Below are 23,453 nucleotides of genomic sequence, written 5' to 3'. Positions count from 1 at the left end.
TGTTGAAATGCTGGCGAACTTCGTCGCGAAGCTGTCACGGCTTTCAGTTAGAAGGCAGCAGCGCACGGCATGGGGAGCGAACGTCTCTCGGCTCTGGCGCCGACAGCCTTGTTCGCCGGGCTTGAGATATCCCATCCGCTCGTCGGATGCGGAATTTTTTCAGCAATTATACAGATAACGTTCAGCTTGACTGGATAGTTTGGCGGAAACCGGCGCCTCTCATGGCGCCAGGAAAACTGATGTCGCGGGATAAAGATCACCGCGGCCAACAAAGGGTTCCGAAACATGGAACGTTCAAGGGCGGAGGTCGTCATGGTCATCGTGGATCTGATCAATTCCTGCTCGAACGACAAGGTTGCGCATGCCGCCTTGGCCTGCATTGGCGGCGGCTTCGCTGAGCGCGTTCGCGCGGCGGCGGAAGAGAAAGGCGTCAGCGTTGGCAAATTCGTCGCGATGGCGGTGCGCGATTTCGCGAGCCGGTCGGATGAAGCCGCGCAAGAGGCGCTTCGCGTGAAGGTTGTGCGCGACGACCAGCCTCTGCTCAGAGGATTGCGGGAGGTCCTCCAAGTGACGCTGGAGCGCGACCCCTTCTTCTTGGACAGCGAGGCTATGGCGGCGACCCCGCCCTACGCCTTCAGCGCCGCGCGAGAGACTGCGCTGCAATATCACTGATCCTGTCTGATCGACGTTTTTGAATGGCGGCCTCGTTTCGGCGACGTCGCCATTCGCGCGTTTTGGCCTACATGAGAGTCGCGGAAGCGGATACTTTCCGGGCCATGGATGACGCATTTTCTCGATCAGGCGCAGATCGCCGCCATCCTCTCGACCTATGGCTACTGGGCGATCTTTCTCGTCGTGGCGCTGGAAAGCGCCGGCATTCCGCTGCCCGGAGAAACCATGCTCGTCGGCGCGGCGATTTACGCGCGGCTCTCCGGAGCGATCGCCATCGAGAATATTGTCGTGGCGGCGGCCGCCGGCGCGATCGTCGGCGACAATCTCGGCTATTGGCTGGGGCGGGAGTATGGAACGAAGCTTCTCGAACGCTACGGCCATCATGTCGGGCTCGGGCCGGAAAAGCTGCGCCTGGGCCAATATCTCTTCTATCGTTGGGGCGGCGCAATCGTCTTTTTCGGCCGCTTCATCGCATTGCTGCGCATTCTCGCGGCCTCGCTCGCCGGCGCAAACCATCTGCCGCCAGGCCGCTTCTTCATCTATAACGCGTCGGGCGGAATCGTTTGGGCCTGCGTATTCGGCTTTGGCGCTTATTACCTCACGGCCGGCTTCGAAAAAATCGAGGGTCCCATCGCAATGGCCCTCGCCGGCGGGCTCGCCGTCGGCCTGTTTGTGCTTTGGCGCTACTATAAGCGGCACGAGGCGCGGCTGATGCGGGAAGCCGACGCGATGCTGAGCCAGCGACGCTAGATCTTGCCGCTTGGGGCGGGATGCAGCGCGTTCTAGCCGAAACGCGCGCCCATGCGCGCGTCGATGAGCGCGCGGTTGAGTTCGCGCGCCAGCTCCGCTTTCTGATCCGGCCCCAAAAAGGCGCCGATCTCGATGCATTCGCCGCGCGAGATCAGGGCCACCCGCTCGGTCCCGAATTCTTCGTGGATCGTTTGTTCAAGCCGCACCCAGGAAGGGTTGAAGCGCCATTCCTTTCGTTGTCCGCGCGCGCCGATCTGCGCGAAAACGAGCTCCAGCGGCGTGAGGTCGAGCGTCTCATGACTGCGGGCGGCGCGGAAGCTGACGCGGAAGGCGAGATAGAGTCCGACCGCATCGAGGCCCATGAAGCCGGCGACGGGCCAGGCGCCCATGAAGAAGAACGGCAGCGCGAACAGCAGCTGTCCGAAACAGAAGATCAAAATGAAAAGATAGAAGGCGTGCGGCGTCATCGACCGATGCGGCGTCAGCCGCGCTTCGTAAATTTTCCGCTCGAAGGGGTCGGACATTTCTCCTGCCGGCTTTGTCCCTCAGATTCTAAAAGTTATAACGCGCCCATGGCGGAAACAATCAGTCAGCGCGCGCGCGTCGCTAAAAAACCGCGCGCCGGGCGGCGGCCGGCGGCCGCCGAAGCTGCGCGCATCGCAGAGATTTTTGCGCGTCTTGCGGCCGCGAATCCGGAACCCAAGACCGAACTCGGTTACAAAAACCCCTTCACGCTGCTCGTCGCCGTCGTGCTGTCCGCGCAAGCGACCGACGCCGGGGTCAACAAGGCGACTCCGGCGCTCTTCGCGCAGGCCGACACGCCCGCCAAGATGGCGGCGCTCGGCGAAGAGCGCGTGCGCGAGCTGATCAAAACGATTGGCCTCTACCGCGCCAAGGCGAAAAATATCGTCGCCCTGTCGCGATTGCTGATTGAACGGCATGGCGGAGACGTGCCGCGCACGCGCGAGGAACTGTCGGCGCTCCCCGGGGTCGGCCGCAAGACCGCGAATGTCGTGCTCAATGTCGCCTTCGGCGAGCCGGTGATCGCGGTCGACACGCATATTTTTCGCGTCTCCAACCGGCTGCCGCTCGCAAGCGGCAAGACGCCCGAAGAGGTCGAAGCGGGACTGGAGCGCATCGTGCCAGACAAATATCTTCTGCACGCGCATCACTGGCTCATTCTGCACGGACGCTATGTGTGCAAGGCGCGCAGGCCGGAATGCCCGCGCTGCCTGATCGCCGATCTCTGCCGGTTCAAAGCCAAGACGATCTGATCTTTTGATCCCGGCAGCCCATGCGGCGATGAGGACAAAGTCACAGACGCCCCGCGGGCGACGTGGGATTTCTTCGAATCACGCCGAAGGGCCGGACGCTGTCGGAGAGGAACCGCGATGAATTACAGAATGGCGATCATCATTATGGGCGGCTTGCTGCTTGTCGCCGCCATGATCCCCTATGCCTACAAACCGCGATGCACGAGCGCGGAATGCACGCCGGAGCGTCCCTATTAATCCGCCAGAGGCGATCCGAGACGCCTGCCGCGCAGGCGTCTCGCAATGTTCTCGCGTCAATTGACCTGGCAGGTCGACTCATATCTTCCGCAGGCCCGGGCGTCGCCCCTGTCGCAGCTCTGCTTCCAGGTCCGGCAACCCGGCTTTTTCCATGGCTGGCTTTCAAATTCGCTCGTTCGTTTGCGCACCGGAACGCAATTGTCGGTTTCCGGAATGGGCCGCGTGCCCGGCGGGCAGCCATGCATCGAATGGCCTTCCTCGCCGCGACCCGGCCGCTGTCGCTGGCCGCTGTCGACGCAGAATTTTTGGGAAATGAAGCAACTCACCCTCCCGCCTTCCCGGCAGGAAGACACCGCGGGCTGGTAATGAACGGCGCCGCGTCCATAATTCGCCTCAAGCCTTCGAACCTCGACCAGTCCCTTGTTGTTGGCCTTCGAAAGCGCGTCCTCCCTGGAATAGCCGCTGGCCGACGCCTGCAAGACGCCGCAGAAAGCAAAGGCGCTTTCCGAAAGAGAAACCAGCGACAGAAACATCGTGGTCGAGATAAGCGCAGTACGTTTGAAGCTCATGCTGCCCCCTTTTCACCCCAGCTCAGGCTAAGGCTAATGCGGAACGAAAGCTAGCGAGGGCGATAATAAAACCGGGGCGACGTCCGGCGTGACCGCGTAAACGCCGGACGATCTTAGAACAATTCTTTCCCCAAGCGTCCGGCGAGATCCTGCACGAACTGCCAGGCGACACGGCCGGAACGGCCGCCGCGGGTGATCGACCACTCCAGCGCCTCGGCGCGGATCGTCGCTTCGGGCGCGCCGAGGCCAAAGCGGTCGGCGTAGCCGAAGACCATCGCCAGATAGTCGTCCTGGCTGCAATTGTGAAAGCCGATCCAAAGTCCGAAGCGATCCGAGAGCGAAATCTTCTCCTCGATCACCTCGCCGGGATGGATTGCGGTGGCGCTTTCGTTTTCCATCATGTCGCGCGGCAACAGATGGCGGCGATTCGACGTGGCGTAAAACAGCACATTCTCCGGCCGCCCTTCGACGCCGCCTTCGAGCGCGGTCTTGAGCGCCTTGTAGCTCGTCTCCGCGCCGTCGAATGAAAGGTCGTCGCAAAAGACGATGAAGCGGAAGGGCGCCTGCGCCAGCGCGCCGAGCAGCGCGGGCAGCGCTTCAATATCCTCGCGATGGATTTCGATGAGTTTCAGCCCCGTCTCGGCCAGCGCCCCGTGAATCGACTTCACCAGCGAGGATTTGCCCATGCCGCGCGCGCCCCACATCAGCGCGTTGTTGGCGGGAAGCCCCTGCGCGAAGCGGCTGGTGTTGGCGAAAAGCATGTCGCGCTGACGGTCGACGCCCTTGAGCAGCGCCAGGTCGACGCGGTTGATCCGGCGGACGGGATGGAACGCCCCTCCCGCCGCGCGCCAGACGAAGGCCTCGGCGGCGGCGAAATCCGGCGCGGAGGGCGGCGGCGGCGCCAGACGCTCCAGCGCCCCGGCGATGCGGGCGAGCAACTGTGCGACATCCTCTTGCGACATGAAATCCTTCTCATCATTGGCGCCCAGCTCGTTCGTCCGTCGAGACGCGCGCTCCGCACGCTCCTCAGAATGAGGGAGCTTGTTGGGCGCTGCTTCACTCAGCGTCGAGACCACAATGACGCCGTGAAGCCTGTTCCTTCTGCGGAACCAAGGAGCCTCCTCCTGATGAGGCTCCGCAGGAGCCGTCTCGAAGGACGAGGGTCCGGCTGCTTTTTCCGTTGACGATCGCCTGTCGACTCTCAAAGCTGATTTACCGCATAGCCGGATTTATATCCCGGCGCAAAACCGCTCTCGACGCCCTGAAAGGCAAATCAATTTGACCTCGGACGCCAACGCCCTTCTCGACCGCGCCAAGGTCTTCATCGCGCCTCTCGACGTCGAGAAGGCCGAAGCGGCGCTGGCGCGCGTGTTGGAGAGGGACGGCGCCGCCAATGGCGCGCTTGCGGGGCTGCTGGGGGAGCGGCCGAAGGCGCAAGACCTGCTTCTCGGCGTGTTTGGCGCGTCGCCCTATCTGACCGACCTTTCCGCCCGCGATCCGGCGCGGCTCGCCCGCATCCTCATCAGCGATCCCGCGCAGCGCGTCGAGGCGCTGATCGAAGACGCGCGAAACATCGAAACCCAAGACGAAGCCGAGCTGATGCGCCTGCTGCGGCTCGCGAAGCAGGACGCCGCGCTCGTCATCGCGCTCGCCGATCTCGCCAAAGTCTGGGACATGCCGGAGGCGACGCGGGCGCTGACGCGGATCGCCGACGCCACGCTTTCCGCCGCCATTCGCTTCACGCTGCGCGCCGCCGCGCTCGCCGGCAAGATCGAACTCGCCGATCAGCGCGATCCGGAACGCGGATCCGGATGGATTTTTCTGGGCATGGGCAAGGGCGGCGCCTTTGAGCTGAACTACTCCTCCGACATCGACCTCATCGTCTTCTTCGACCGTTCGCGCGTGCGCCTCGCCGAACCGTCGGAGGATGTGGATTTATTCGTCAGACTGACGAAGCGGATCGTCAAGATCATGAGCGAGCGCACCGCCGACGGCTATGTGTTTCGCGCCGATCTGCGGCTGCGTCCCGATCCGGGCGCGACGCCGATCGCCATCCCGCTCGAAGCGGCGCTGAGCTATTACGAAAGCATGGGTCAGAACTGGGAGCGCGCCGCCTATATCAAGGCGCGGCCGGTCGCGGGCGACATTTTCGCCGGCGAGCAATTCCTGCAGGAGCTCGCGCCCTTCGTCTGGCGCAAATATTTCGACTTCGCCGCGATCGCCGACGTGCATTCGATCAAGCGGCAGATCCACGCGCATAAGGGACATGGCGCGATCGCCGTCGCCGGCCACAACATCAAACTGGGCCGCGGCGGCATTCGCGAGATCGAATTCTTCGTGCAGACGCAGCAGCTCATCACCGGCGGGCGCGATCGGCGCCTGCGCGGGCGCTCGACGCTGGCGATGCTCGATCAGCTCGTCGAGAGCGGCTGGGTGGCGCGCGAGGCGCGCGACGATCTGCGCGAAGCCTATCTCTTTTTGCGCGACGTCGAGCATCGCATCCAGATGGTCGCCGACGAGCAGAAACACACGCTGCCCGAGACTGAAGAGGGCGTCGCCGTCATCGGCCGCATGATGGGGTTTTCAGGCTACGCCGATTTCGCCGAAGCGCTGCTGAAGCGGCTCGAACTGGTGCAGAGCCATTATGCGAAGCTCTTCGAAAGCGCGCCGCAGCTGACGTCCTCGGCCGGCAATCTCGTCTTCACCGGCGACGACGACGATCCGGGCACGATCGAGACCCTCGCCAATATGGGCTTCGCCAACCCCAGGACGGTGACGGCGACCATCCGCGGCTGGCATTTCGGCCGCTACGCCGCGACGCGTTCGACCGTCGCGCGCGAGCGGCTGACGGAGCTGACGCCCATCCTGCTCGAAGCCATCGCCGCGACGGAGAACGCCGACGCCGCCTTTCTGGCTTTCGACAGGCTCATCTCGAAACTGCCGGCGGGGGTGCAGCTCTTTTCCCTGCTCGTCTCGCAGCCGCGGCTTCTCAAACTCCTCGCCGCGATTACGGGCGCGGCGCCCAAGCTCGCCGAAACGATCTCCCGGCGCCCGCGCGTGCTCGATGCGCTGATGGAGCCGGCGTTTTTCGAGACGGTGCCGACGCAAAGCGAGCTGGAGCAGCGCCTTGCCGCGCAATTCGCCGAGGCGTGGTCCTATGAAGACGCGCTCGACCGCGCCCGCATCTTCGGACAGGAGCAGAAATTCCTCATCGGCGTGCGCATTCTGACCGGATCTGTGTCGGTCGCTGAGGCCGGCTTCGCTTATACCCGGCTCGCCGAAACGTTGATCGCCCGGCTCTTCGCGCGGGTCTGCGAGGAATTCGCCAAAACGCATGGATCGATCGATGGCGGCGCGTGTGCGATCGTCGCCATGGGCAAGCTTGGCGGCTGCGAGATGACGGCCGCGTCCGATCTCGATCTGATGCTGCTCTATGACGCCGACCCGCTGGCGGAATCACGGGGCGGCGGACGGCCGATTTCAACGCAGCAATATTACGGCCGCCTCACGCAAAGGCTGATCAGCGCCCTTTCGGCTCCCACGGCCGAAGGCCTGCTCTATGAGGTGGATTTTCGTTTGCGCCCGTCCGGCAACAGCGGGCCGCTCGCCGTCAGTCTCGCCGCCTTTTCGGACTATCAGGCGCATGAAGCCTGGACATGGGAGCACATGGCCTTGACCCGCGCCCGCGTCGTCGCGGGTCCCGAGGCGTTCACGACTCGGGTCGAAGCGGCGATCCGCACGGCGCTGACGCATCCTCGCGACGCCCAAAAACTCAAGGACGACGTCTTGTCCATGCGGCGGCGGATCGAAAAGGAAAAGGGCGCGACGAGCCCCTGGGAGGTTAAGCAGGTCCCCGGCGGATTGATCGACGTCGAGTTTATCGCGCAATATTTGATGCTGCTGCATGGCCCGCAGCATCCCGAGCTTTTTTCAACGAACGCCACGGTCGCCCTGCAGCGCGTGAAAGACGCCGGATTTCTCGACGCAGGCGCGGCGGACGCGCTGACGGACGCCTCAAAGCTCTATCAAGGGCTGACGCAATTGCTGCGGCTCGCCATCGACGACGCTTTCCGTCCCGCCGATGCGCCGCGCGGATTGACGGAGCTGTTGCTGCGCGTCGGCGACGCGCCCGATCTTTCCAATCTCGAAGCCCTGCTCGCCGACACGCAGAAGCGAACCCGGGAAATTTTCACGAGCGTCGTCGGCGAAGTGGCCGAACGTCCGGTTTCGGCCTAGCCGGGAGTTGTCAGAACCGCGTCCTCGGGCATAGATACGCCGGATTCCTCGCGCAGGAGCATTTCCCGCCGGCGGCGACGGCCGCTTTTGTTCAGGGCCGTTCTGGCCTCTTTTTGGAGCACATCATGTCTCACGCCCGCAAGAATGCGCGTTCTCTGGCCCGCGCCGCGCTCGGAGCGACCGCGCTCGCCGCCCTGCTGGCGATGAGCGCCGTCGGCGCGACATCTGCGGTCGCGAAAACCCTCGCCAAGGTCAATGGCGTCGAGATCACCGACGAGGACCTGAAGCTCGCGATGGAGGATCTTGGCCCCGCCATTCCGCGTCAGCTCGAAGGCAAGGCGCGCGAAACCTATGTGCTCGACTTCCTCATCGACGAGCAGCTCGTCGTGCAGAAGGCGCAGGCCGACAAGCTCGCCGAGACGCCGGAATTCGCCAAGAAGCTCGCCTATCTGCGCGACAAGGCGCTGATGGAGACGCTGCTCGGCGACGTCGCCAAAAATGCGGCGACTGAAGCAGCCGTCAAGCAGACTTATGACGAAGCGGCGAAGAACCAGAAGCCCGAAACCGAATATCACGCGCACCACATTCTGGTGCCGACCGAAGAAGAGGCGAAAGCCGCGCTGAAGCGCGTCAAGTCCGGCGAGGATTTCGGCAAGGTGGCGACCGAACTTTCCAAGGACCCCGGCGCCAAGGGCGGCGACCTCGGCTGGTTCACGAAGGATCGCATGGTGCCGGAGTTCGGCGACGCGGCGGCGAAATTGGAGCCGGGTCAGGTCTCCGATCCGATCAAGACGCAATTCGGCTGGCACATCATCAAGCTCGACGAGAAGCGCCCGAAAGTTTTTCCGCCGCTCAGTGAGGTGAAGGATCAGGTCGCCCGCTATGTCGTGCAGAAGGCGCAGAGCGAACTCGTCATGAAATTGCGCGAGGGCGCCAAGATCGAACGTTCCGACGCGCCGGCGGAGGGTTCGCCCGGCGCCAAGCCGGCGGCCCCAACGCAAAAGCCGGCCGACCCCAAGAAGAAGTGAGCGCCGAGCCCTTCGCCCTCCCCCTGATGGGGGGAGGGTTGAAGCGCGAAGCATCTCCGGGCGGGGCGCCCGCGCGGGTGACGGCGCGACTCTCCCCTCAAGGGACAGCGATCTGCCCGAGACCGCCCCAAGTCGGCCTTGACGCGGAGCCGTAGCGCCGGGCAAACCCAGCCGCAGGTCCACTCCACCGACAAGGCTCCGCTATGGCTCATGACGCCCCTGTCTCGCCGCTTGCGCCAAAATCCGCGCCCGAAATCCCGCCGCTCGAGGGCGTTCGCTTCGGCGTCGGCGCCGCGGGCGTGCGCTACGCCGGACGCACCGACGTCATGCTGGCGTTGGTCGATGCGGGAACCGCCGTCGCGGGCGTCTTCACCAGGTCCAAATGTCCGTCTGCCCCGGTCGACTGGTGCCGCGACAAGCTGAAGGGCGGCAAGGCGCGCGCCCTGTTGGTCAATTCCGGAAACGCCAACGCCTTCACCGGCAAGACCGGCGCACAGGCGGTCAAATTCTCCGCGAAGCTCGCCGCCGTGGCGACCGGCGCGCCCGAGCGCCAGATTTTTCTGGCCTCCACGGGGGTCATCGGCGAACCGCTCGACGCGCATAAATTCGATGGCGTGCTTGAGAAGCTCGCGCAAGAGGCGCGGCCCGACGGCTGGCTGGACGCCGCGCGCGCCATCATGACGACCGACACCTATCCGAAGCTCTCGACCCGCACGGCGACGATCGCCGGCGTCGAAGTGACGATCAGCGGCTTCGCCAAGGGCGCGGGCATGATCGCGCCCGATATGGCGACGATGCTCGCCTTCGTCTTCACCGACGCCGTCATCGGCGCCGAGGCGCTGCAGGCGATGCTCGAGAGCGGCGTCAAGGGCAGCTTCAACGCGATCACCGTCGACGGCGACACGTCGACCTCCGACACGCTGCTGCTCTTCGCCACCGGCGCGGCGAAAAAACGCGGCGCGCCGAAGATCGAAAAGGCGAACGACAAGCGGCTCGCCGACTTCAAGCGTGCGCTCGACGCCGTGCTGCTCGATCTCGCCCATCAAGTGGTGAAGGACGGCGAAGGCGCGCGCAAATTCGTCGAGGTGACGGTGACGGGCGCCGACAGCGCCAAGGCGGCGAAGCGCGTCGCCTTCTCCATCGCCAATTCGCCGCTCGTGAAGACGGCGATCGCTGGCGAAGACGCCAATTGGGGCCGTATCGTCATGGCGGTCGGCAAGGCCGGCGAGCGCGCCGACCGCGACAGGCTGGCGATCTGGTTCGGCGGCGTGCGCGTCGCCCACAAGGGTCTGCGCGACCCCGACTATGACGAAGCGGAAGTGTCGCAGCTCATGAAGCGCGACGACATCGTCATCAACGTCGATCTTGGACTGGGCAAAGGCGCGGCGACCGTGTGGACCTGCGATCTCACCAAGGAATACGTCGCGATCAACGGCGACTACCGGAGCTGACCGCCGTCGCAGTCGTCAGAACGATGCATGACGTGCTAGATTGCCTGATCGTCGCCGAAGCCGCCTCGCCGGTCTGATCCGCGGGGGGTGGGCGTCGGCGCCGGTCAAAGTGTGCGACCTGCGTTCTGGTGGAGCGTTATTGTCATGCGTTGCGTCAAGCTTCTCTTCGCCGCGCCGCTCGTACTGCTCTCAGCCTGCAACGCCGCGCGTGGTCCGTCGCCAAGCGTTGGCTTCGATCCCTCGCAGGCGAATTACATCAGGGCGCCCGGCAGGGGCGTCATCGCCGGACAGGCCTTTCTGCGCGATGGTTCGGGATCGAACGTGCGCTACGCCGCCGGCGAAACCGTGAGGCTGATACCGGCCACGACCTATGCCCAGACCCGCATCAAGAATTTTTACGGGTCGGTGAAATTCCTGCCGGCCGCGTCAATTCCGAAGGTCGAGCCGGACACGCAATACGCCTCTCTGACCCGCACGACGACGACGGAGTCGAATGGGCGATTCACCTTCGAAAATGTCGCGCCCGGACGCTACTATCTTACCACCCAGCTCATCTGGAAGCCGAAGGATGCGCTCGCGCCTGAAGGCGGCGCGATGTATGAAGAAGTGACGCTCACCGGCAAGGAAAACGGCCCGGTGAAAGTCGTTCTCTCCGGCAATTGAGCGCGCCTGTGACTCTATTGCTCGTCGTGGCGGCGGCGCTCGTCGACGCCGACAATCGCGTGCTGATCGCGCAGCGTCCCGAGGGCAAGCAGCTCGCCGGTCTATGGGAGTTTCCCGGCGGCAAGCTACATCCCGGCGAACGGCCGGAAGACGCTCTCGCGCGCGAACTCGAAGAGGAGCTTGGCGTGCGGGTCTGCGCGCCCTGCCTCGCGCCGTTGACCTTCGCGAGCCACGCCTATGACGACTTCCATCTTCTGATGCCGCTTTACGTCTGCCGTAAGTGGGAGGGCTTTATTTCGCCGATGGAAGGCCAGGCGGTGAAATGGGCGCGGGCGCGCGATCTGCGCAACTATCCGATGCCGCCCGCCGACGCGCCGCTGATCGGTCCGCTGATCGATCTGCTGGGATGAGCGCGACAGCCGGCTGACCGGAATTTTTTGTGCGTTGTCATGAGCTGAAGGACTTCCTGATCATGATCATTGAAGGCGCTGCGCATACAGAAAGCTCCAACCGTCGCGCGCGCTACGCGGCAGGCAAGACCCTGCGCAAGATCGTCCCCCGCGAGTCGCTGGGGGACTTTACGCCCGCCCCCAACCGGAATGCGGCGGCGATCATCGCCGAGACCGAGCGCGACCGCATTCAATCCCTGCTTCCGCTTCGCCGCGAGTCGATGGCCAAATCGCCGCATGCTTTTCTACGCGGCGCCGCCGATGTCATGGCCGCCGATCTTTCTGCGCAGCCGGCCCCAGGAATTCGCGCGCAGGTCTGCGGCGACTGTCATCTCATGAATTTCGGCGCCTTCGTTTCGCCGGAAGGACATCCGCTCTTCGATCTGAATGATTTCGACGAGACGCTGCCCGATGCGGACGTCACGGTCGATCTGCGCCGCTTCGCGACAAGCGTCGTCGTCGCGGCGCTTTGCGCAGGTAAGAGCGAGCGCGACTCAAGATCAATGGCGCGGGCCGCTCTTAATGCCTATCGCAGGGCCGTGACGGAACTCGCCGCCGTGTCGCCGCTCCAGGCCTGGAACACGCGCGTGCCGCTACGCGACGTCCTCGCGGAGCTCCGTAACCGAGTTCTTTCCGCCGTTGCACGCGCCGCTCAGTCGGCGCGTGGGGACGAAGACGACCACGCCGACGACTTTCCGAAGATTGCGAAGGGAGCAAACGGCGCCTTGCGAATCGAGGATCGGCCGCCGCGGCTCTTTCACTTCGACGAAGGCGTCGCCAACCAATTCGATGTCAACGGGCTCATCGCCGCCGCATTCGCGAATTTGCCGCCGCACGTCGCCGCTTTATTGGGCCGCTACCGTCTGTGCGACATCGCTTTCAAAGCCGTCGGCGTCGGCAGCCTCGGAACCTATTGCACGATCGCGCTGTTTATGAGCCCGGACGACGAGCCCTTGTACATCCAGGTGAAAGAAGCAAAGCGGTCCGTGCTTGAGCGCTTTGGCCTTGGCGTCTGGCCTGGCGTTCAGGGCGAGCGCGTCGTCAGAGGCCAACGCATGATGCAGGCGGCGACCGACGTTTTTCTCGGCCCGACGCGCGACCCTGCTTCGCAGCGAGAATTCTACATGCGTCAGCTGAAGACGCGCCGTCTCGGCGATCTTACCGAACTGATGCAACGCCACGACCTGCTGGATTACGCCAAATTGTGCGGACGCGCCTTGGCGCGCGCGCATGCGCGTTCCACCGATGCGGCGACTCTTTCGGGATACATGGGGAAAAGCGAGGCGTTCGACGACGCGCTCGCGTCCTTCGCGATGCTCTATGCGCGTCAGAACGCCGAAGACTACAAAGCCTTTTGCGCGCAGCAGGGCGCTACGCCTGCACGTCCCTGACGGTCGCGTAGCTCGCCGGTATTGACAGAGTCCAGATCAATCCGTCGGGCGGAAAGTTGAGCGTCGCCGTCCCATCCAGCGCCTGCGCGACAAGTCGCTTGATGACCTTATGGCCGAAGCCTTCGCGCGGCGGCATCGCCACCGCGGGGCCGCCGCTCTCGCGCCATTCAATATTGAGCCGACCGTCCTCGAACCGCCATGTCAGCGAGACGGCGCCGTCCGGCCGCGACAGGCCGCCAAAGCTTAGCGCGTTCGTGGCGAGTTCATGCAGCGCGAGGCCGATGTTCTGCGCCGCCTCCGGCTTCAGCATGATTTTCGGGCCATCGATCGTCGCGCGGGACGTCACGTCGCCCTGCGGCACGTCCATGCAATAGGCGAGTTGAGCGCGCACCAATTCGCGCATCGAGGCGCCGCGCCAATCCTGCGACACGAGCAGATCATGCGCCATCGACAGCGCCTGCAGGCGGGCGCCGAATTTGCGCTGAAAATCTTCGACCGAGGGCGAACCGGCGGCCGTCTGCCGCGACATCGCCTGCACCACGGCGAGCAGGTTCTTCGAGCGATGCACGAGTTCGCGCAGGAGCACGCGCACATGCTGCTCGCGCTGCTTGCGCGGCGTGATGTCGCGCGCGGTGCCGAGAATGCGGACCGCGCGGCCTTCGTCGAAAAAAGTGCGGCCGCGCACCGAGACCCAGCGCTCAATGCGGTCGGTCTGACCGATCACGCGATATTCGATCTCGTAGTCGCCCTCGTGGGTGGGATCGAGCGCGACGCCGACAGCCTCTTTCGTACGCTTCTTGTCCTGCGGATGCAGCGCGCTGCGGAAGATTTCAAAGCTTGCCGGAACGCCCTCGGGAAGGCCCCATAAGCGGCGCACGCGCTCGTCGATATGCACTTCGCCGGTCAGGAGGTTCCAATCCCAGATGCCGGTGCGCCCGGCGTCGAGCGCGAGCTGCATCCGCTCCAGGGCGAAGGCCTGCTCGTCGCAGAAGGACCGCGCGGAGCGCGCATCCTCGGTCGTCGTTGGGCGAATTTCCGTGTCTGTCACGCGGCGCCTGTCTGTTGGGAGGACACCAGCATACTCCCAGATGCGTCCGCGCGCGAGAGGCTTGGCGAAGGGTTTCCTCTCCCTGAGGCGGCCTCATACGCCGCCTCGAAGTATGAGCAAACCCGCTTTCGCGTATGTTTCGGCGTTCGATCGCCTTGGACTAGATATCCACGAGTTCCGTCGCGAAAGCGGCGCGCTCCTGAATGAAGGCGAAGCGCGCTTCCGGCCTGTTGCCCATCAGCCGCTCGACGCAGTCCGCAGTCTCCTCGCGATCTTCCGGCTCGACGACGACTTTGAGCAGCGTGCGCTTGCTCGGATCCATCGTCGTTTCCTTGAGCTGAGCCGCGCTCATCTCGCCCAGCCCCTTGAAGCGGCCGGTCTCGATTTTTCCCTTGCCGGTCAGCTCCTTGGCGATCAATTCCTCGCGATGTTCATTGTCGCGCGCATAGACGGTCTTCGCGCCTTGCGTGAGCTTATAGAGCGGCGGCTGCGCCAGATAGAGATGGCCGTTCTCGATGAGGCGCGGCATCTGCCGATAGAAGAAGGTGATGAGCAGCGAGGCGATATGCGCGCCGTCGACGTCGGCGTCGGTCATCACGATGACCTTCTCGTAGCGCAGATCCTCGTCGCGGTAATGCGCGCCCAGTCCGCAGCCGAGCGCCTGGGTCAGATCGGCGAGCTGCTGATTGGCGAGGAGCTTGTCCTTCGTCGCCGAGGCGACGTTCAAAATCTTGCCGCGCAACGGCAAAATGGCCTGCGTCGTGCGGTTGCGCGCCTCCTTCGCCGAACCGCCGGCGGAATCGCCTTCGACGATGAACAGTTCCGAGCCCTGCGCCGAATTATTCGTGCAGTCGACGAGCTTGCCGGGCAGCCGCAGCTTGCGGGTCGCGGTCTTGCGGGCGATGTCCTTCTCGGCGCGCCGGCGCAGGCGCTCCTCGGCGCGCTCCACGGCGAAATCCAGGAGCTTATTGGCCTGCGAGGGGGCGCCGGCGAGCCAATGGTCGAAGGCGTCGCGCACCGCGCTTTCGACGATGCGCGCCGCCTCGGCGCTCATCAGCCGGCTTTTGTTCTGGCCCTGAAACTCCGGCTCGCGAATGAAGACCGAGATCATCGCGGCCGACTGGCCCATGAGATCGTCGGCGCCGATGTCCTTGGCGCGCTTCGCCTGTCCGACCCGCTCGGCGTGATCCTTGAGCGCCTTCAGGAGCGCGGCGCGAAAACCCGCTTCATGCGTCCCGCCGTCCGGCGTCGGAATGGTGTTGCAATAGGAATGGACGAAGCCGTCATCCTCGGCGAGCCAGGAGACCGCCCATTCCAGCGAGCCATGGCCGCCTTCGCGCGTGATCTTGCCGACGAAGGGCTGATCGGCGACAAGTTCCTTCCCATGGATTTCGCGCGCCAGATAATCCTTCAGGCCGCCGGGAAAGCGCAGCACCGCCTCCGTCGGCGTGTCCGCGCCGGGGTCGATCAGCGAAGGATCGCAGCGCCAGCGAATTTCGACGCCGCCGAAGAGATAGGCCTTGGACCGCGACATGCGGAAGAGCCGCGCCGGCTTCCAATGCGCGCCGGCGCCGAAAATCTGGGCGTCGGGCTTGAAGCGCACCTTGGTGCCGCGCCGGTTGTTGACGCGGCCGAGCGTCTTGAGCTTGCCGAGCGGCAGGCCGCGCGAAAACTCCTGGCCGTAAAGCTGGCCGGCGATCGCCACCTCGACGTCGAGCTTTTCGGACAGCGCATTGACGACCGAGACGCCGACGCCGTGCAGGCCGCCGGAGGTCTGATAGGCGCCTGAATCGAACTTGCCGCCCGCGTGGAGCGTGGTCATCACCACCTCCAGCGCCGATTTCTTGGGAAATTTCGGATGCGGATCGACGGGAATGCCGCGGCCGTTGTCGTTGACGGTAAGCCAGCCGTCAGTTTCCAGCGTCACTTCGATGAAGGTCGCATGGCCGGCGACGGCCTCGTCCATGGCGTTGTCCAGCACCTCGGCGAAGAGGTGATGCATCGCCGCCTCGTCGGTGCCGCCGATATACATGCCGGGGCGCCGGCGGACGGGCTCGAGCCCCTCCAGCACTTCGATCGAGGCGGCGGAATATTCCGCCGGCCCGCGCTTCGGGGCGGGTTTCGACGCAGGCGCCTTGCGCGGCGCGCCGCTGAACAGATCGGGTTTTGAAGCCATGGGCGATATTAGCGCGATTCGCGACACTGTGGGCCGGCGCGGCGCAAGCGCCCTCGCCTGGCCGACATAGGGAGTTCACAAAAAGGCAGACAGCGCTTCGGCTTGTCGCACAGGCGGCGCTGAGGCATGCTCGGACCGGCTAAATACTCACTTAAGGATTTTTGCTCAACCGAAAAATTGGAGCCAATCCATGGCGCAGATTCAAGAATTGGCGGTGTACGAGGTCGAGGTCGCGACCGGAGCGGGAAAAGCTTTTGCGCCTGCGTTCTTTGTCGAAAGCACAGCTCCCGAAAATATCGACGATAAGGAAAGCGTCCCCTCGACCCCAGAATACTGCAAGCCTTCAACGATCGATCATATCGTCGAAACATTGGCCGACCGGGAAAATCCCAAGCTTTTGATCACCGTGCATGGCTTCAATACGCCGCGCGACCGCGTTCTTGACACCTATCAGAAGTCCTTCCTTGCGGTGAGCGAGGACGCCGAGCTTCAAGGGCGGGGCCTTGTTTGCGTCGGCTACCGTTGGCCGTCTGAAGCGATGGGAACGCCCTGGCGGAGCGGTTTGCAAGCCGCTCCCCTATTCCTCATCGGCGTTCTGTTTACCGCCCTCGCGGCGGTTTATCTGGTGAACTTCTATTTTGAGATCTGCGATTGGTGGACGTTTGCGCGCGTCGCCATAACCGCCATAACGGCCGCGATGGCCGTCGTTCCGCTTACGCTGTTTCTGCTTCGGCTCATCGTCTATTTTCGTGACGGGTTTCGAGCGACGAATTACGGCGTGCCCGACCTCGTGAATCTCATTCGGGATATAGACGATAAATTATCCAAACACCCGAAACGGCGATCCCTCAGAACCGACGCCGACGATCTCGCCGGACGGGTCGACCTCTCCTTTATCGGACACAGCATGGGCGGCTTCGTCGTCACCAACGCCGTGCGCATTTTGTCCGACGTGTTTTCGCCCGAGGCGATCGCCGCCATGCGTCACGGACCGGCGCTGCTGGGAAGCGAAGTCGAGCGTCAGCAACGGGAAGTCAGATCGAAGATCGGCAAGAGTTTTCTCTTGCGCCGCCTCGTGCTGGTCTCGCCCGACATTCCGGCGGAGGTGCTGCTGCTCGGCCGAAGCAACGCGCTGCACTCGTCATTGATCCGCTTTCAGGAGGCGCATCTTTTCTGCAACGAAGGCGACGAGGTTTTGCGCGACATTTCGACGACGGCGAATTTCTTCTCGCTGCCGACGAAGAGCCGCAGATTCGGCTACCGACTTGGCAATGTCGGCGTGCTGACGCGCTGGGGAATTTCCGAACAGCTCACGCTCGGCAATTTGCGCGTCGGCGCCTGCACCCTCTATGAGCTTTACGCCCAACTCGACGCCGTGCAGTCGGAAGAATCATTCGCCCAGAGACTGACCTATTTCGATTGCACCGACAGCATCGACGATGAGGGTCATGGCGTGGTGACGGACGCCACGCGCGGCGCGGCGCCGAGCTTGTCCTGGCTCGGACATCTCCGCCTGCTTTGGATTTATGTGAAAGGCGAAGTCGACGTTCACTCGGGCTATTTCTTGAAGCCCAGCCTCGTGCGTCGGCTCATTTATCGATTCGCCGCCATCGGTTATGGCGACACGGAGAAGCTCTATGGCGGTCTCGCCGCATTGAGCGCGCTATGTGAAGAACATCAGATCAAGGCGCTCAAGCCCAGCGAACGCAGCATCGCCGCCGCTACGGCGCAAGACGCTGTTCAGGCGGCTTCAACATGATCGGACTGATCGTCGCATTCTTAAGCGTGCTGCTGCCGCTGGCGCATTTGGCGCTCAGCAGAGTCCCAAGGACTCGCGCGCGCGTCATTCGCCTGCTGCTGCTGTATGCGCTGGTTCTCGACGTCGGCGTCATCGGCCTGCCGCTCGGCTTCGTCCCGCATGTCTTCTTCCCCGATCAGACGGCGCGCAGCATCGGCTGGGCGCCGGGCAGCCCGTTCCAGTTCGAAGTCGGCGTTCACGACGGCGCCTGGGGCGTTCTCGGATTTCTCTGCATTTGGATCCGCGGCGCCTTTTGGCTCGCCACCGGGCTTGGATGGTCGTTGTTCATGCTCGGGGCGACTTACGGCCACATCGCGCAGACGCTTCGCGCCGGGGACTATGCGCCCTACAATTTTTTGACGATCTTCTCCGACGGCTTTATCGCGCTCTGGCTGCTCCTGCTGCTTTACCTTCGCCATCGATGGGACGCGGAGAAGGGCTAGGCGCAGATGAAGGGCCGCGCGAATTCACGCATGCGGCGACCGAACGCCGTCAGAGGGTGAGATGGAAACGAAGGTCGATGAAATCGCCGAGCGCATCTATCGTCTGTCGACATATATGCCAGAGATCGCGGCGCCCGCCGGTTTCACCTTCAACCAGTTCCTCATCGACGCCGACGAGCCGCTGCTCTTTCATTGCGGCCCGCGTGCGCTGTTTCCGCTTGTGTCCAAGGCCCTGGGCGCGATCATGCCGGTCGAGCGACTGCGCTGGATCTCCTTCGGCCATGTCGAAGCCGATGAATGCGGCGCGATGAATCTCTGGCTCGCCGCTGCGCCGCGGGCGCAGGTGGTTCATGGCCAGACGGCGTGCATGGTGTCGCTCAATGATCTCGCCGACCGGCCGCCGCGCGCCCTTGCGAATGGCGAAATCATGGACATCGGCGGAAGGCGCGTGCGCTACATCGACACGCCGCATGTGCCGCATGCGTGGGAATCGGGGGTGATCTACGAGGAGACGACAAGCACGCTGTTCTGCGGCGATCTCCTCACGCAGATCGGTCAGGGGCCGGCCCTGACGCGCGACAGCCTGCTCCAAGCGGCGATCACGGCGGAGAACGCCTTCCAGGCCACGTCGCTGACGCCGATGACCGGCCCGACGATCCGCGTCCTCGCGGCGCTCGCGCCCCATCGCCTCGCGATGATGCACGGCTCGAGCTACGAAGGCGACTGCGCCGCCCTGCTCGCGCAGCTCGCCGACTATTATGACGCGGCGCTTGCGGCGAAGAGTTCGCGCCTGCCCTCGCCCTGAGGCAGGACTCTCGGCGAAGCGCGAGCGCCCACCCTCCCCTTGAGGGGGAGGGTGAAATCGCGCAAGTGGGATCGAACGCTATCGTCAAGAGGGTGCAGACGCATCGACGAAAAGTCTTACCTGCGGTAAGACTTCTGCGCACAGCTAAAGGAAAACATGCGCAGCTTCTTCGTCGCTCTCGCCGCCTGTCTCGCCAGCCTGTTCCTCGCCGGCGCGCCGGCGCAGGCGGAAAAACTGCGCATCGCGCTGCAGAAGACTGGCACGCTCGGCTGGGAGCTTGCCGTCGCCAAGGCGTTCGGCCTCGACAAGAATGCGAAGCTCGACATCGACGCCGCCGAACTCGCCTCGACCGACGCCGGCAAGATCGCCATCCAGGGCGGCGGCGCCGACATCATCGTCTCCGATTGGCTATGGGTCGCCCGCCAGCGCGCGCAGGGCGCGAAGCTGACCTTCTACCCGCACTCATCGGCGATCGGCGCGGTGATGACCAAGAACCCCGCGATCAAGAGCGTCAATGACCTCGCCGGCAAGACGCTCGGCGTCGCCGGCGGGCCGCTCGACAAGAGCTGGCTGATGCTCAAAGCCTATGCGCTCAAAGATGGCGTCGATCTCGATAAGACGGCGACGGTGCTGTACGGCGCGCCGCCGCTCATCGCCGAAAAGGCGCTGCAGGGCGAAATTGACGCGGCGCTCGAATTCTGGAATTTCGCCGCCGACCTCGAAGCCCAAGGCTTCGCCCGCGCCGTTGAGCTCACCGAGGTCGAAAAGGCGCTCGGCGCCAAGGGCGACGTCGTCGTCACCGGCTATGTCTTCGACGAGGATTTCGCGGCGAAGAACAAGGACGCGCTGGCGCGGTTCTTTTCGATGACGAAGAAAGCCAAGGAGCTGATTGCGACGTCCGATAGGGCCTGGGGCGCAGTCATCGCGCAGCGCCTCGGCGGCAAGGACGCCAAGACGCTCGACATCTACCGCAAGCGCTATGTCGCCGGCGCGCCGAAACGCTCGATCGCCCAGGAAGAGGCCGACGCCCGGACGCTCTATGGGGCGCTCGCCGCGCTCGGCGGCGAAAAGCTCGTCGGCCCCGGCAAAACGCTCGATCCTGGAACCTTCTATAAGGGCGCCGAAGGCAAGCCGCATTGATCCGTCTGGTCTCGCTTGCGGCGCTGCTTCTGCTTTGGCAGATCGGCGCGTGGCTGTCCGATCCGCATCGCCTCCCGGGACCCGCCGCCGTTTTCGAGAAGATTTATGAGGAGGCGCTCTCCGGCGGGCTGTTCTTCAATCTCGCGATCACGCTTGCGCGCGTCGTCGCCGCCTTTGCGCTCGCGATGAGTTTCGGCGCAGCGATCGGCTATGTCATGGGCCGCAGCAAGCTCGCCGACCGGCTGCTCGATCCCTGGCTCGTCACGCTGCTCAATCTGCCGGCGCTGGTCGTCATCGTGCTCGCCTATGTCTGGGCGGGACTGACCGAAGTCGCCGCGATCGGCGCCGTCGCGCTCAACAAGCTGCCCAACGCCATCGTCGTCGTGCGCGAGGGCGCGCGCGCGCTCGATCCGCATCTTGAAGACATGGCGCAGGTCTTCCGCTTTTCGCCGGCCGCACGCGCGAAGCATCTCGTCCTGCCGCAGCTCGCGCCCTATCTTGCGGCGGCGACGCGTTCCGGCCTGTCGCTCGTCTGGAAGATCGTCCTCGTCGTGGAGCTGTTGGGGCGCTCCAACGGCGTCGGTTTTGAAATCAATATGGCGTTTCAGCTCTTTGACATGAAGCTTCTGCTTGCTTACGCGCTTCCCTTCGTCGCGCTGATGCTCGGCGTCGAAACCTTTCTGGTGCAGCCTCTTGAACGACACGTCTCGCGCTGGCGGCGCGGCGTCTCTCGACGTCTCGATCGCGTCTAAGGATTATCATGCCGCGAGCCGACGGCCGCTGCGCGCGCTGGAGGATTTGCAGCTGACGCTGCCCGCCGGAAAGGCGGGCGCGGTCGTCGGTCCGTCCGGCTGCGGCAAGACGACTCTGCTGCGGCTCATCGCCGGACTCGACAAGGACTATGTCGGAGCGATCGTCCTGCCCGAACACGGCCGGCTCGGCATGGTTTTCCAGGAGCCGCGATTGCTGCCCTGGCGCAGCGTCATCGATAATATAAGCATCGCCGCGCCGCATGCGCGCGAAGACGACATCGCCGCGCTTCTCGACGAACTCGGGCTCGCCGAACACGCGTCGCATTTCCCGCGCGAACTCTCGCTGGGGCTCGCCCGGCGCGTCGCGCTGGCGCGCGCGCTCGCGGTCAAGCCGGACCTGCTGCTGCTCGACGAGCCGCTGGTCTCGCTCGACGCGGCGCTTGCTAAAGACCTGCGCGAGATGATCGCAAGACTCATCGACGAGCGGCGGATCACCACGCTGATCGTGACGCATGATCTCGCCGAAGCGATTGCGCTCGCGGACAGGATATTCCTTTTATCGCCGCGTCCGGCGCGCGTCGTCGCGACGCTCGACGTGCCGACGCCGCGACGCGCGTTGGAGAGAGAGACCGCGGAGAAGCTCGAGACCCAGGCGCGGGACGCGCTCGCCGTCGCGCGCGCCGGGCCGCAGCAGCAGTCTCAAACGGATTGCGGATAATCCGTTCGCTTGGGCGTCATTCCCGGCAGGCCGACGGCCTGACCGGGAATCCAGCGCCGATCCAGCAATCTTGGTTTTGCGAACCTAATCAGCGCGCATCTTCAAACGCGTCACCAGGGAAGCTCCTCCCCGCGATAGTCGAGGTAGCGGCGCGTATCGGCGAGCGTCAGCGACTCGGCGGTGTGAATGACGCCCGCCACGCTGTCGCGCACGTCGAGCGTGGCGTTCGGCCCGCCCATGTCGGTGCGCACCCGACCCGGACTGAGGGCGACGACGATGACGCCTTCCGGCTTCAAATCGTCGGCGAGACATTGCGCGATCTTGTTCAACCCGACTTTCGAGACGCGGTAGGCGACATTGACCGTCCCGCCCAGCGACATCGAGCCCAGTCTGCTGGTCATCAACACGATGCGGGGATGGGCGCTCCGCTTCACCAGCGGCAGAAAGGCCTGGACGACGCGCAGCGGGCCGAGCGTATTGACCGAGAGCAGATCGAGCGCGCCTTCGAAATCCATGTCGGTCGAGGATTGGCGCTGCGGCCCATAGGCGCCGGCGTTGGCGATCAGCACGTCGATCGGATCGCGGACACGCGCGGCGGCGGCCTCGATCTCGGCCTCATTGCGCACGTCGAAATGCAGGGTCGCCGCCTGCGGCGCGGCCGCTTTCAGCGCCGCCAGCCCCGCCGCGCTGCGCACGCTCGCGGTCACGCGCTCCCCTCGCGCCGAAAGCTGGCGCGCAGTTTCAAGTCCGATGCCGCGGCTGGCGCCGACGATGAGCCAATGGGACATATCGCTGTTTTGGCGCGCCTCCCTGTCTCACCCATATAGAGCGAGCGACGGCTTGGGGCAGGCGCAACCAGCTCTGGTGAGTTGGCGCGTTTTTGCAGGAGCAGACCGACCTGGCGTGACCGGCTGGGAAGACGCGGCGCGTTCCTGCGCCGCGTCAATCATTCCTCGGATTCGGCGCCGTTACGCCGCGGGCGCCGCTTCGATCCGCGCGACGCCGTCGCGCACCGCCGCCTGGACCTTCTCGAAGGCGCGCACCTCGATCTGGCGCACGCGTTCACGCGACACACCGAATTCCTCGGAGAGCGTTTCGAGCGTGACAGGATCGTCTGACAGTCGCCGCGCCTCGAAGATGCGCCGCTCGCGCGGATTGAGCACGTCAAGCGCACCGCGCAGCGCCTTCAGGCGATTGTCGCTTTCTTCGTGGGCGACAAGCAGATGCTCCTGATCGACGCTGTCGTCGACGAGCCAGTCCTGCCATTCGCCTTCGCCCTCCTCGCGCAACGGCGTGTTGAGCGAAGCGTCGCCGCCCATGCGGCGATTCATGTCGATGACGTCCTGCTTGGACACGCCAAGCCGATGCGCGATCTTTTCGACGTTCTCGGGCTTCAGGTCGCCTTCTTCGAAAGCGGAGATGCGGCTCTTGGCCTTGCGAAGGTTGAAGAAGAGCTTCTTCTGGCTCGCGGTGGTGCCCATTTTGACGAGCGACCAGGAGCGCAAAATATACTCTTGGATCGAGGCGCGGATCCACCACATTGCATAGGTCGCGAGGCGGAAGCCGCGCTCGGGCTCGAAGCGCTTGACGGCCTGCATGAGGCCGACATTGCCTTCGGAGACGATTTCCCCGATCGGCAAGCCGTAGCCGCGATAGCCCATGGCGATCTTCGCCACGAGTCGCAGATGCGACGTGATCAGCTCCTGCGCGGCTTTCGCGTCTTCATGTTCGCGCCAGCGCTTGGCAAGCATATATTCCTGCTGCGGCTCCAACATTGGAAACCGCCTGATTTCAGATAGATAGCGGGCTAGGCCGTCTTCTGAGACGATTGGCAAGGCATTCGCCATAAGTCC

General features: G+C 64.2%; 22 protein-coding genes. 15 read left to right on the top strand and 7 right to left on the bottom strand.

What is annotated here, in order from left to right:
• The first annotated feature begins 312 nt into the window (after nt 1-312).
• Complete coding sequence (locus BN69_RS14600) at nt 313-672, top strand: hypothetical protein (RefSeq protein WP_014892407.1); 360 nt, start codon at nt 313-315, stop codon at nt 670-672.
• A 108-nt stretch (nt 673-780) separates the two neighbouring features.
• Nucleotides 781-1,422, top strand: a complete 642-nt coding sequence (locus tag BN69_RS14595; protein ID WP_014892406.1) for a DedA family protein — start codon at nt 781-783, stop codon at nt 1,420-1,422.
• A gap of 32 nt (nt 1,423-1,454) precedes the next feature.
• Here the strand turns inward: BN69_RS14595 and BN69_RS14590 are convergent, their stop codons facing one another.
• Complete coding sequence (locus BN69_RS14590) at nt 1,455-1,946, bottom strand: DUF2244 domain-containing protein (RefSeq protein WP_014892405.1); 492 nt, start codon at nt 1,944-1,946, stop codon at nt 1,455-1,457.
• 48 nt (nt 1,947-1,994) lie between these two features.
• Here BN69_RS14590 and nth point away from each other — a divergent pair, with 48 nt between their 5' ends.
• Nucleotides 1,995-2,696: an endonuclease III gene (nth, locus tag BN69_RS14585; protein ID WP_014892404.1), complete on the top strand. Its 702-nt coding sequence runs from the start codon at nt 1,995-1,997 to the stop codon at nt 2,694-2,696.
• 293 nt (nt 2,697-2,989) lie between these two features.
• Here nth and BN69_RS14580 read toward each other — a convergent pair whose 3' ends face one another.
• Nucleotides 2,990-3,502 carry a hypothetical protein gene (locus tag BN69_RS14580; protein WP_014892403.1) on the bottom strand — a complete coding sequence of 171 codons (513 nt, stop codon included), beginning with the start codon at nt 3,500-3,502 and terminating at the stop codon, nt 2,990-2,992.
• Nucleotides 3,503-3,615: 113 nt separating this feature from the next.
• The gene (locus BN69_RS14575) at nt 3,616-4,464 is read right to left on the bottom strand and encodes an ATP-binding protein (protein WP_014892402.1); all 849 of its coding nucleotides are present in this window, start codon (nt 4,462-4,464) and stop codon (nt 3,616-3,618) included.
• Between the two features lie 316 nt (nt 4,465-4,780).
• On the opposite strand from BN69_RS14575, the gene BN69_RS14570 reads away from it, so the two are divergent.
• The 6 genes from BN69_RS14570 (at nt 4,781) to BN69_RS14545 (ending at nt 12,720) form a co-directional block, all read left to right on the top strand.
• The gene (locus BN69_RS14570; RefSeq protein ID WP_014892401.1) at nt 4,781-7,738 is read left to right on the top strand and encodes a bifunctional [glutamine synthetase] adenylyltransferase/[glutamine synthetase]-adenylyl-L-tyrosine phosphorylase; all 2,958 of its coding nucleotides are present in this window, start codon (nt 4,781-4,783) and stop codon (nt 7,736-7,738) included.
• A 125-nt stretch (nt 7,739-7,863) separates the two neighbouring features.
• The gene (locus BN69_RS14565; RefSeq protein WP_014892400.1) at nt 7,864-8,766 is read left to right on the top strand and encodes a peptidylprolyl isomerase; all 903 of its coding nucleotides are present in this window, start codon (nt 7,864-7,866) and stop codon (nt 8,764-8,766) included.
• Between the two features lie 203 nt (nt 8,767-8,969).
• Nucleotides 8,970-10,217 (top strand): bifunctional glutamate N-acetyltransferase/amino-acid acetyltransferase ArgJ, encoded by a 1,248-nt coding sequence (argJ, locus tag BN69_RS14560; protein ID WP_014892399.1) that lies wholly within the window; start codon nt 8,970-8,972, stop codon nt 10,215-10,217.
• Between the two features lie 144 nt (nt 10,218-10,361).
• Nucleotides 10,362-10,880: a carboxypeptidase-like regulatory domain-containing protein gene (locus BN69_RS14555; protein WP_014892398.1), complete on the top strand. Its 519-nt coding sequence runs from the start codon at nt 10,362-10,364 to the stop codon at nt 10,878-10,880.
• Nucleotides 10,881-10,897: 17 nt separating this feature from the next.
• Nucleotides 10,898-11,290, top strand: a complete 393-nt coding sequence (locus tag BN69_RS14550) for a (deoxy)nucleoside triphosphate pyrophosphohydrolase (RefSeq protein WP_014892397.1) — start codon at nt 10,898-10,900, stop codon at nt 11,288-11,290.
• Nucleotides 11,291-11,352: 62 nt separating this feature from the next.
• A complete protein-coding gene (locus BN69_RS14545) occupies nt 11,353-12,720 on the top strand; it encodes a DUF2252 domain-containing protein (protein WP_014892396.1) in 1,368 nt (455 codons plus the stop codon).
• On the opposite strand, the gene BN69_RS14540 is transcribed toward BN69_RS14545, so the two are convergent.
• A complete protein-coding gene (locus BN69_RS14540) occupies nt 12,701-13,768 on the bottom strand; it encodes a sensor histidine kinase (RefSeq protein WP_014892395.1) in 1,068 nt (355 codons plus the stop codon). The two genes, BN69_RS14545 and BN69_RS14540, sit on opposite strands and share 20 nt — an antisense overlap.
• 160 nt (nt 13,769-13,928) lie before the next feature.
• Nucleotides 13,929-15,944 carry a DNA topoisomerase IV subunit B gene (gene parE / locus BN69_RS14535; RefSeq protein WP_014892394.1) on the bottom strand — a complete coding sequence of 672 codons (2,016 nt, stop codon included), beginning with the start codon at nt 15,942-15,944 and terminating at the stop codon, nt 13,929-13,931.
• 190 nt (nt 15,945-16,134) lie between these two features.
• On the opposite strand from parE, the gene BN69_RS14530 reads away from it, so the two are divergent.
• The 6 genes from BN69_RS14530 (at nt 16,135) to BN69_RS14505 (ending at nt 21,600) form a co-directional block, all read left to right on the top strand.
• The gene (locus tag BN69_RS14530; RefSeq protein ID WP_014892393.1) at nt 16,135-17,703 is read left to right on the top strand and encodes an alpha/beta hydrolase; all 1,569 of its coding nucleotides are present in this window, start codon (nt 16,135-16,137) and stop codon (nt 17,701-17,703) included.
• Complete coding sequence (locus BN69_RS14525; protein WP_014892392.1) at nt 17,700-18,185, top strand: DUF6790 family protein; 486 nt, start codon at nt 17,700-17,702, stop codon at nt 18,183-18,185. The genes BN69_RS14530 and BN69_RS14525 overlap by 4 nt, the downstream gene beginning before the upstream one ends.
• A 61-nt stretch (nt 18,186-18,246) precedes the next feature.
• Nucleotides 18,247-18,990 carry an MBL fold metallo-hydrolase gene (locus tag BN69_RS14520; RefSeq protein WP_014892391.1) on the top strand — a complete coding sequence of 248 codons (744 nt, stop codon included), beginning with the start codon at nt 18,247-18,249 and terminating at the stop codon, nt 18,988-18,990.
• A gap of 156 nt (nt 18,991-19,146) precedes the next feature.
• Entirely contained in the window at nt 19,147-20,130 is a 984-nt protein-coding gene (locus BN69_RS14515; RefSeq protein ID WP_014892390.1) for an ABC transporter substrate-binding protein, read from the top strand.
• Entirely contained in the window at nt 20,127-20,882 is a 756-nt protein-coding gene (locus BN69_RS14510; protein WP_014892389.1) for an ABC transporter permease, read from the top strand. Before BN69_RS14515 ends, BN69_RS14510 begins: the two co-directional genes overlap by 4 nt.
• The gene (locus BN69_RS14505; protein WP_051013321.1) at nt 20,824-21,600 is read left to right on the top strand and encodes an ABC transporter ATP-binding protein; all 777 of its coding nucleotides are present in this window, start codon (nt 20,824-20,826) and stop codon (nt 21,598-21,600) included. The genes BN69_RS14510 and BN69_RS14505 overlap by 59 nt, the downstream gene beginning before the upstream one ends.
• 110 nt (nt 21,601-21,710) lie before the next feature.
• Here the strand turns inward: BN69_RS14505 and BN69_RS14500 are convergent, their stop codons facing one another.
• The gene (locus tag BN69_RS14500; RefSeq protein ID WP_014892387.1) at nt 21,711-22,388 is read right to left on the bottom strand and encodes an SDR family oxidoreductase; all 678 of its coding nucleotides are present in this window, start codon (nt 22,386-22,388) and stop codon (nt 21,711-21,713) included.
• Nucleotides 22,389-22,568: 180 nt separating this feature from the next.
• Entirely contained in the window at nt 22,569-23,447 is an 879-nt protein-coding gene (rpoH, locus tag BN69_RS14495) for an RNA polymerase sigma factor RpoH (RefSeq protein ID WP_014892386.1), read from the bottom strand.
• Nucleotides 23,448-23,453 lie beyond the last annotated feature (6 nt).

It is taken from the genome of Methylocystis sp. SC2, from assembly GCF_000304315.1.
Taxonomy (GTDB): Bacteria; Pseudomonadota; Alphaproteobacteria; order Rhizobiales; family Beijerinckiaceae; genus Methylocystis.
Note: the sequence above shows the minus strand (reverse complement) of the source record. Positions and strands in the feature narration are given on the sequence as shown.

Coding starts and splice junctions, on each gene's coding strand:
- BN69_RS14600 (WP_014892407.1), top strand. CDS start 313: ATGGTCATCGTGGATCTGATCAATTCCTGCTCGAACGACAAGGTTGCG.
- BN69_RS14595 (WP_014892406.1), top strand. CDS start 781: ATGACGCATTTTCTCGATCAGGCGCAGATCGCCGCCATCCTCTCGACC.
- BN69_RS14590 (WP_014892405.1), bottom strand. CDS start 1,946: ATGTCCGACCCCTTCGAGCGGAAAATTTACGAAGCGCGGCTGACGCCG.
- nth (WP_014892404.1), top strand. CDS start 1,995: ATGGCGGAAACAATCAGTCAGCGCGCGCGCGTCGCTAAAAAACCGCGC.
- BN69_RS14580 (WP_014892403.1), bottom strand. CDS start 3,502: ATGAGCTTCAAACGTACTGCGCTTATCTCGACCACGATGTTTCTGTCG.
- BN69_RS14575 (WP_014892402.1), bottom strand. CDS start 4,464: ATGTCGCAAGAGGATGTCGCACAGTTGCTCGCCCGCATCGCCGGGGCG.
- BN69_RS14565 (WP_014892400.1), top strand. CDS start 7,864: ATGTCTCACGCCCGCAAGAATGCGCGTTCTCTGGCCCGCGCCGCGCTC.
- argJ (WP_014892399.1), top strand. CDS start 8,970: ATGGCTCATGACGCCCCTGTCTCGCCGCTTGCGCCAAAATCCGCGCCC.
- BN69_RS14555 (WP_014892398.1), top strand. CDS start 10,362: ATGCGTTGCGTCAAGCTTCTCTTCGCCGCGCCGCTCGTACTGCTCTCA.
- BN69_RS14545 (WP_014892396.1), top strand. CDS start 11,353: ATGATCATTGAAGGCGCTGCGCATACAGAAAGCTCCAACCGTCGCGCG.
- parE (WP_014892394.1), bottom strand. CDS start 15,944: ATGGCTTCAAAACCCGATCTGTTCAGCGGCGCGCCGCGCAAGGCGCCT.
- BN69_RS14530 (WP_014892393.1), top strand. CDS start 16,135: ATGGCGCAGATTCAAGAATTGGCGGTGTACGAGGTCGAGGTCGCGACC.
- BN69_RS14525 (WP_014892392.1), top strand. CDS start 17,700: ATGATCGGACTGATCGTCGCATTCTTAAGCGTGCTGCTGCCGCTGGCG.
- BN69_RS14520 (WP_014892391.1), top strand. CDS start 18,247: ATGGAAACGAAGGTCGATGAAATCGCCGAGCGCATCTATCGTCTGTCG.
- BN69_RS14515 (WP_014892390.1), top strand. CDS start 19,147: ATGCGCAGCTTCTTCGTCGCTCTCGCCGCCTGTCTCGCCAGCCTGTTC.
- BN69_RS14500 (WP_014892387.1), bottom strand. CDS start 22,388: ATGTCCCATTGGCTCATCGTCGGCGCCAGCCGCGGCATCGGACTTGAA.
- rpoH (WP_014892386.1), bottom strand. CDS start 23,447: ATGGCGAATGCCTTGCCAATCGTCTCAGAAGACGGCCTAGCCCGCTAT.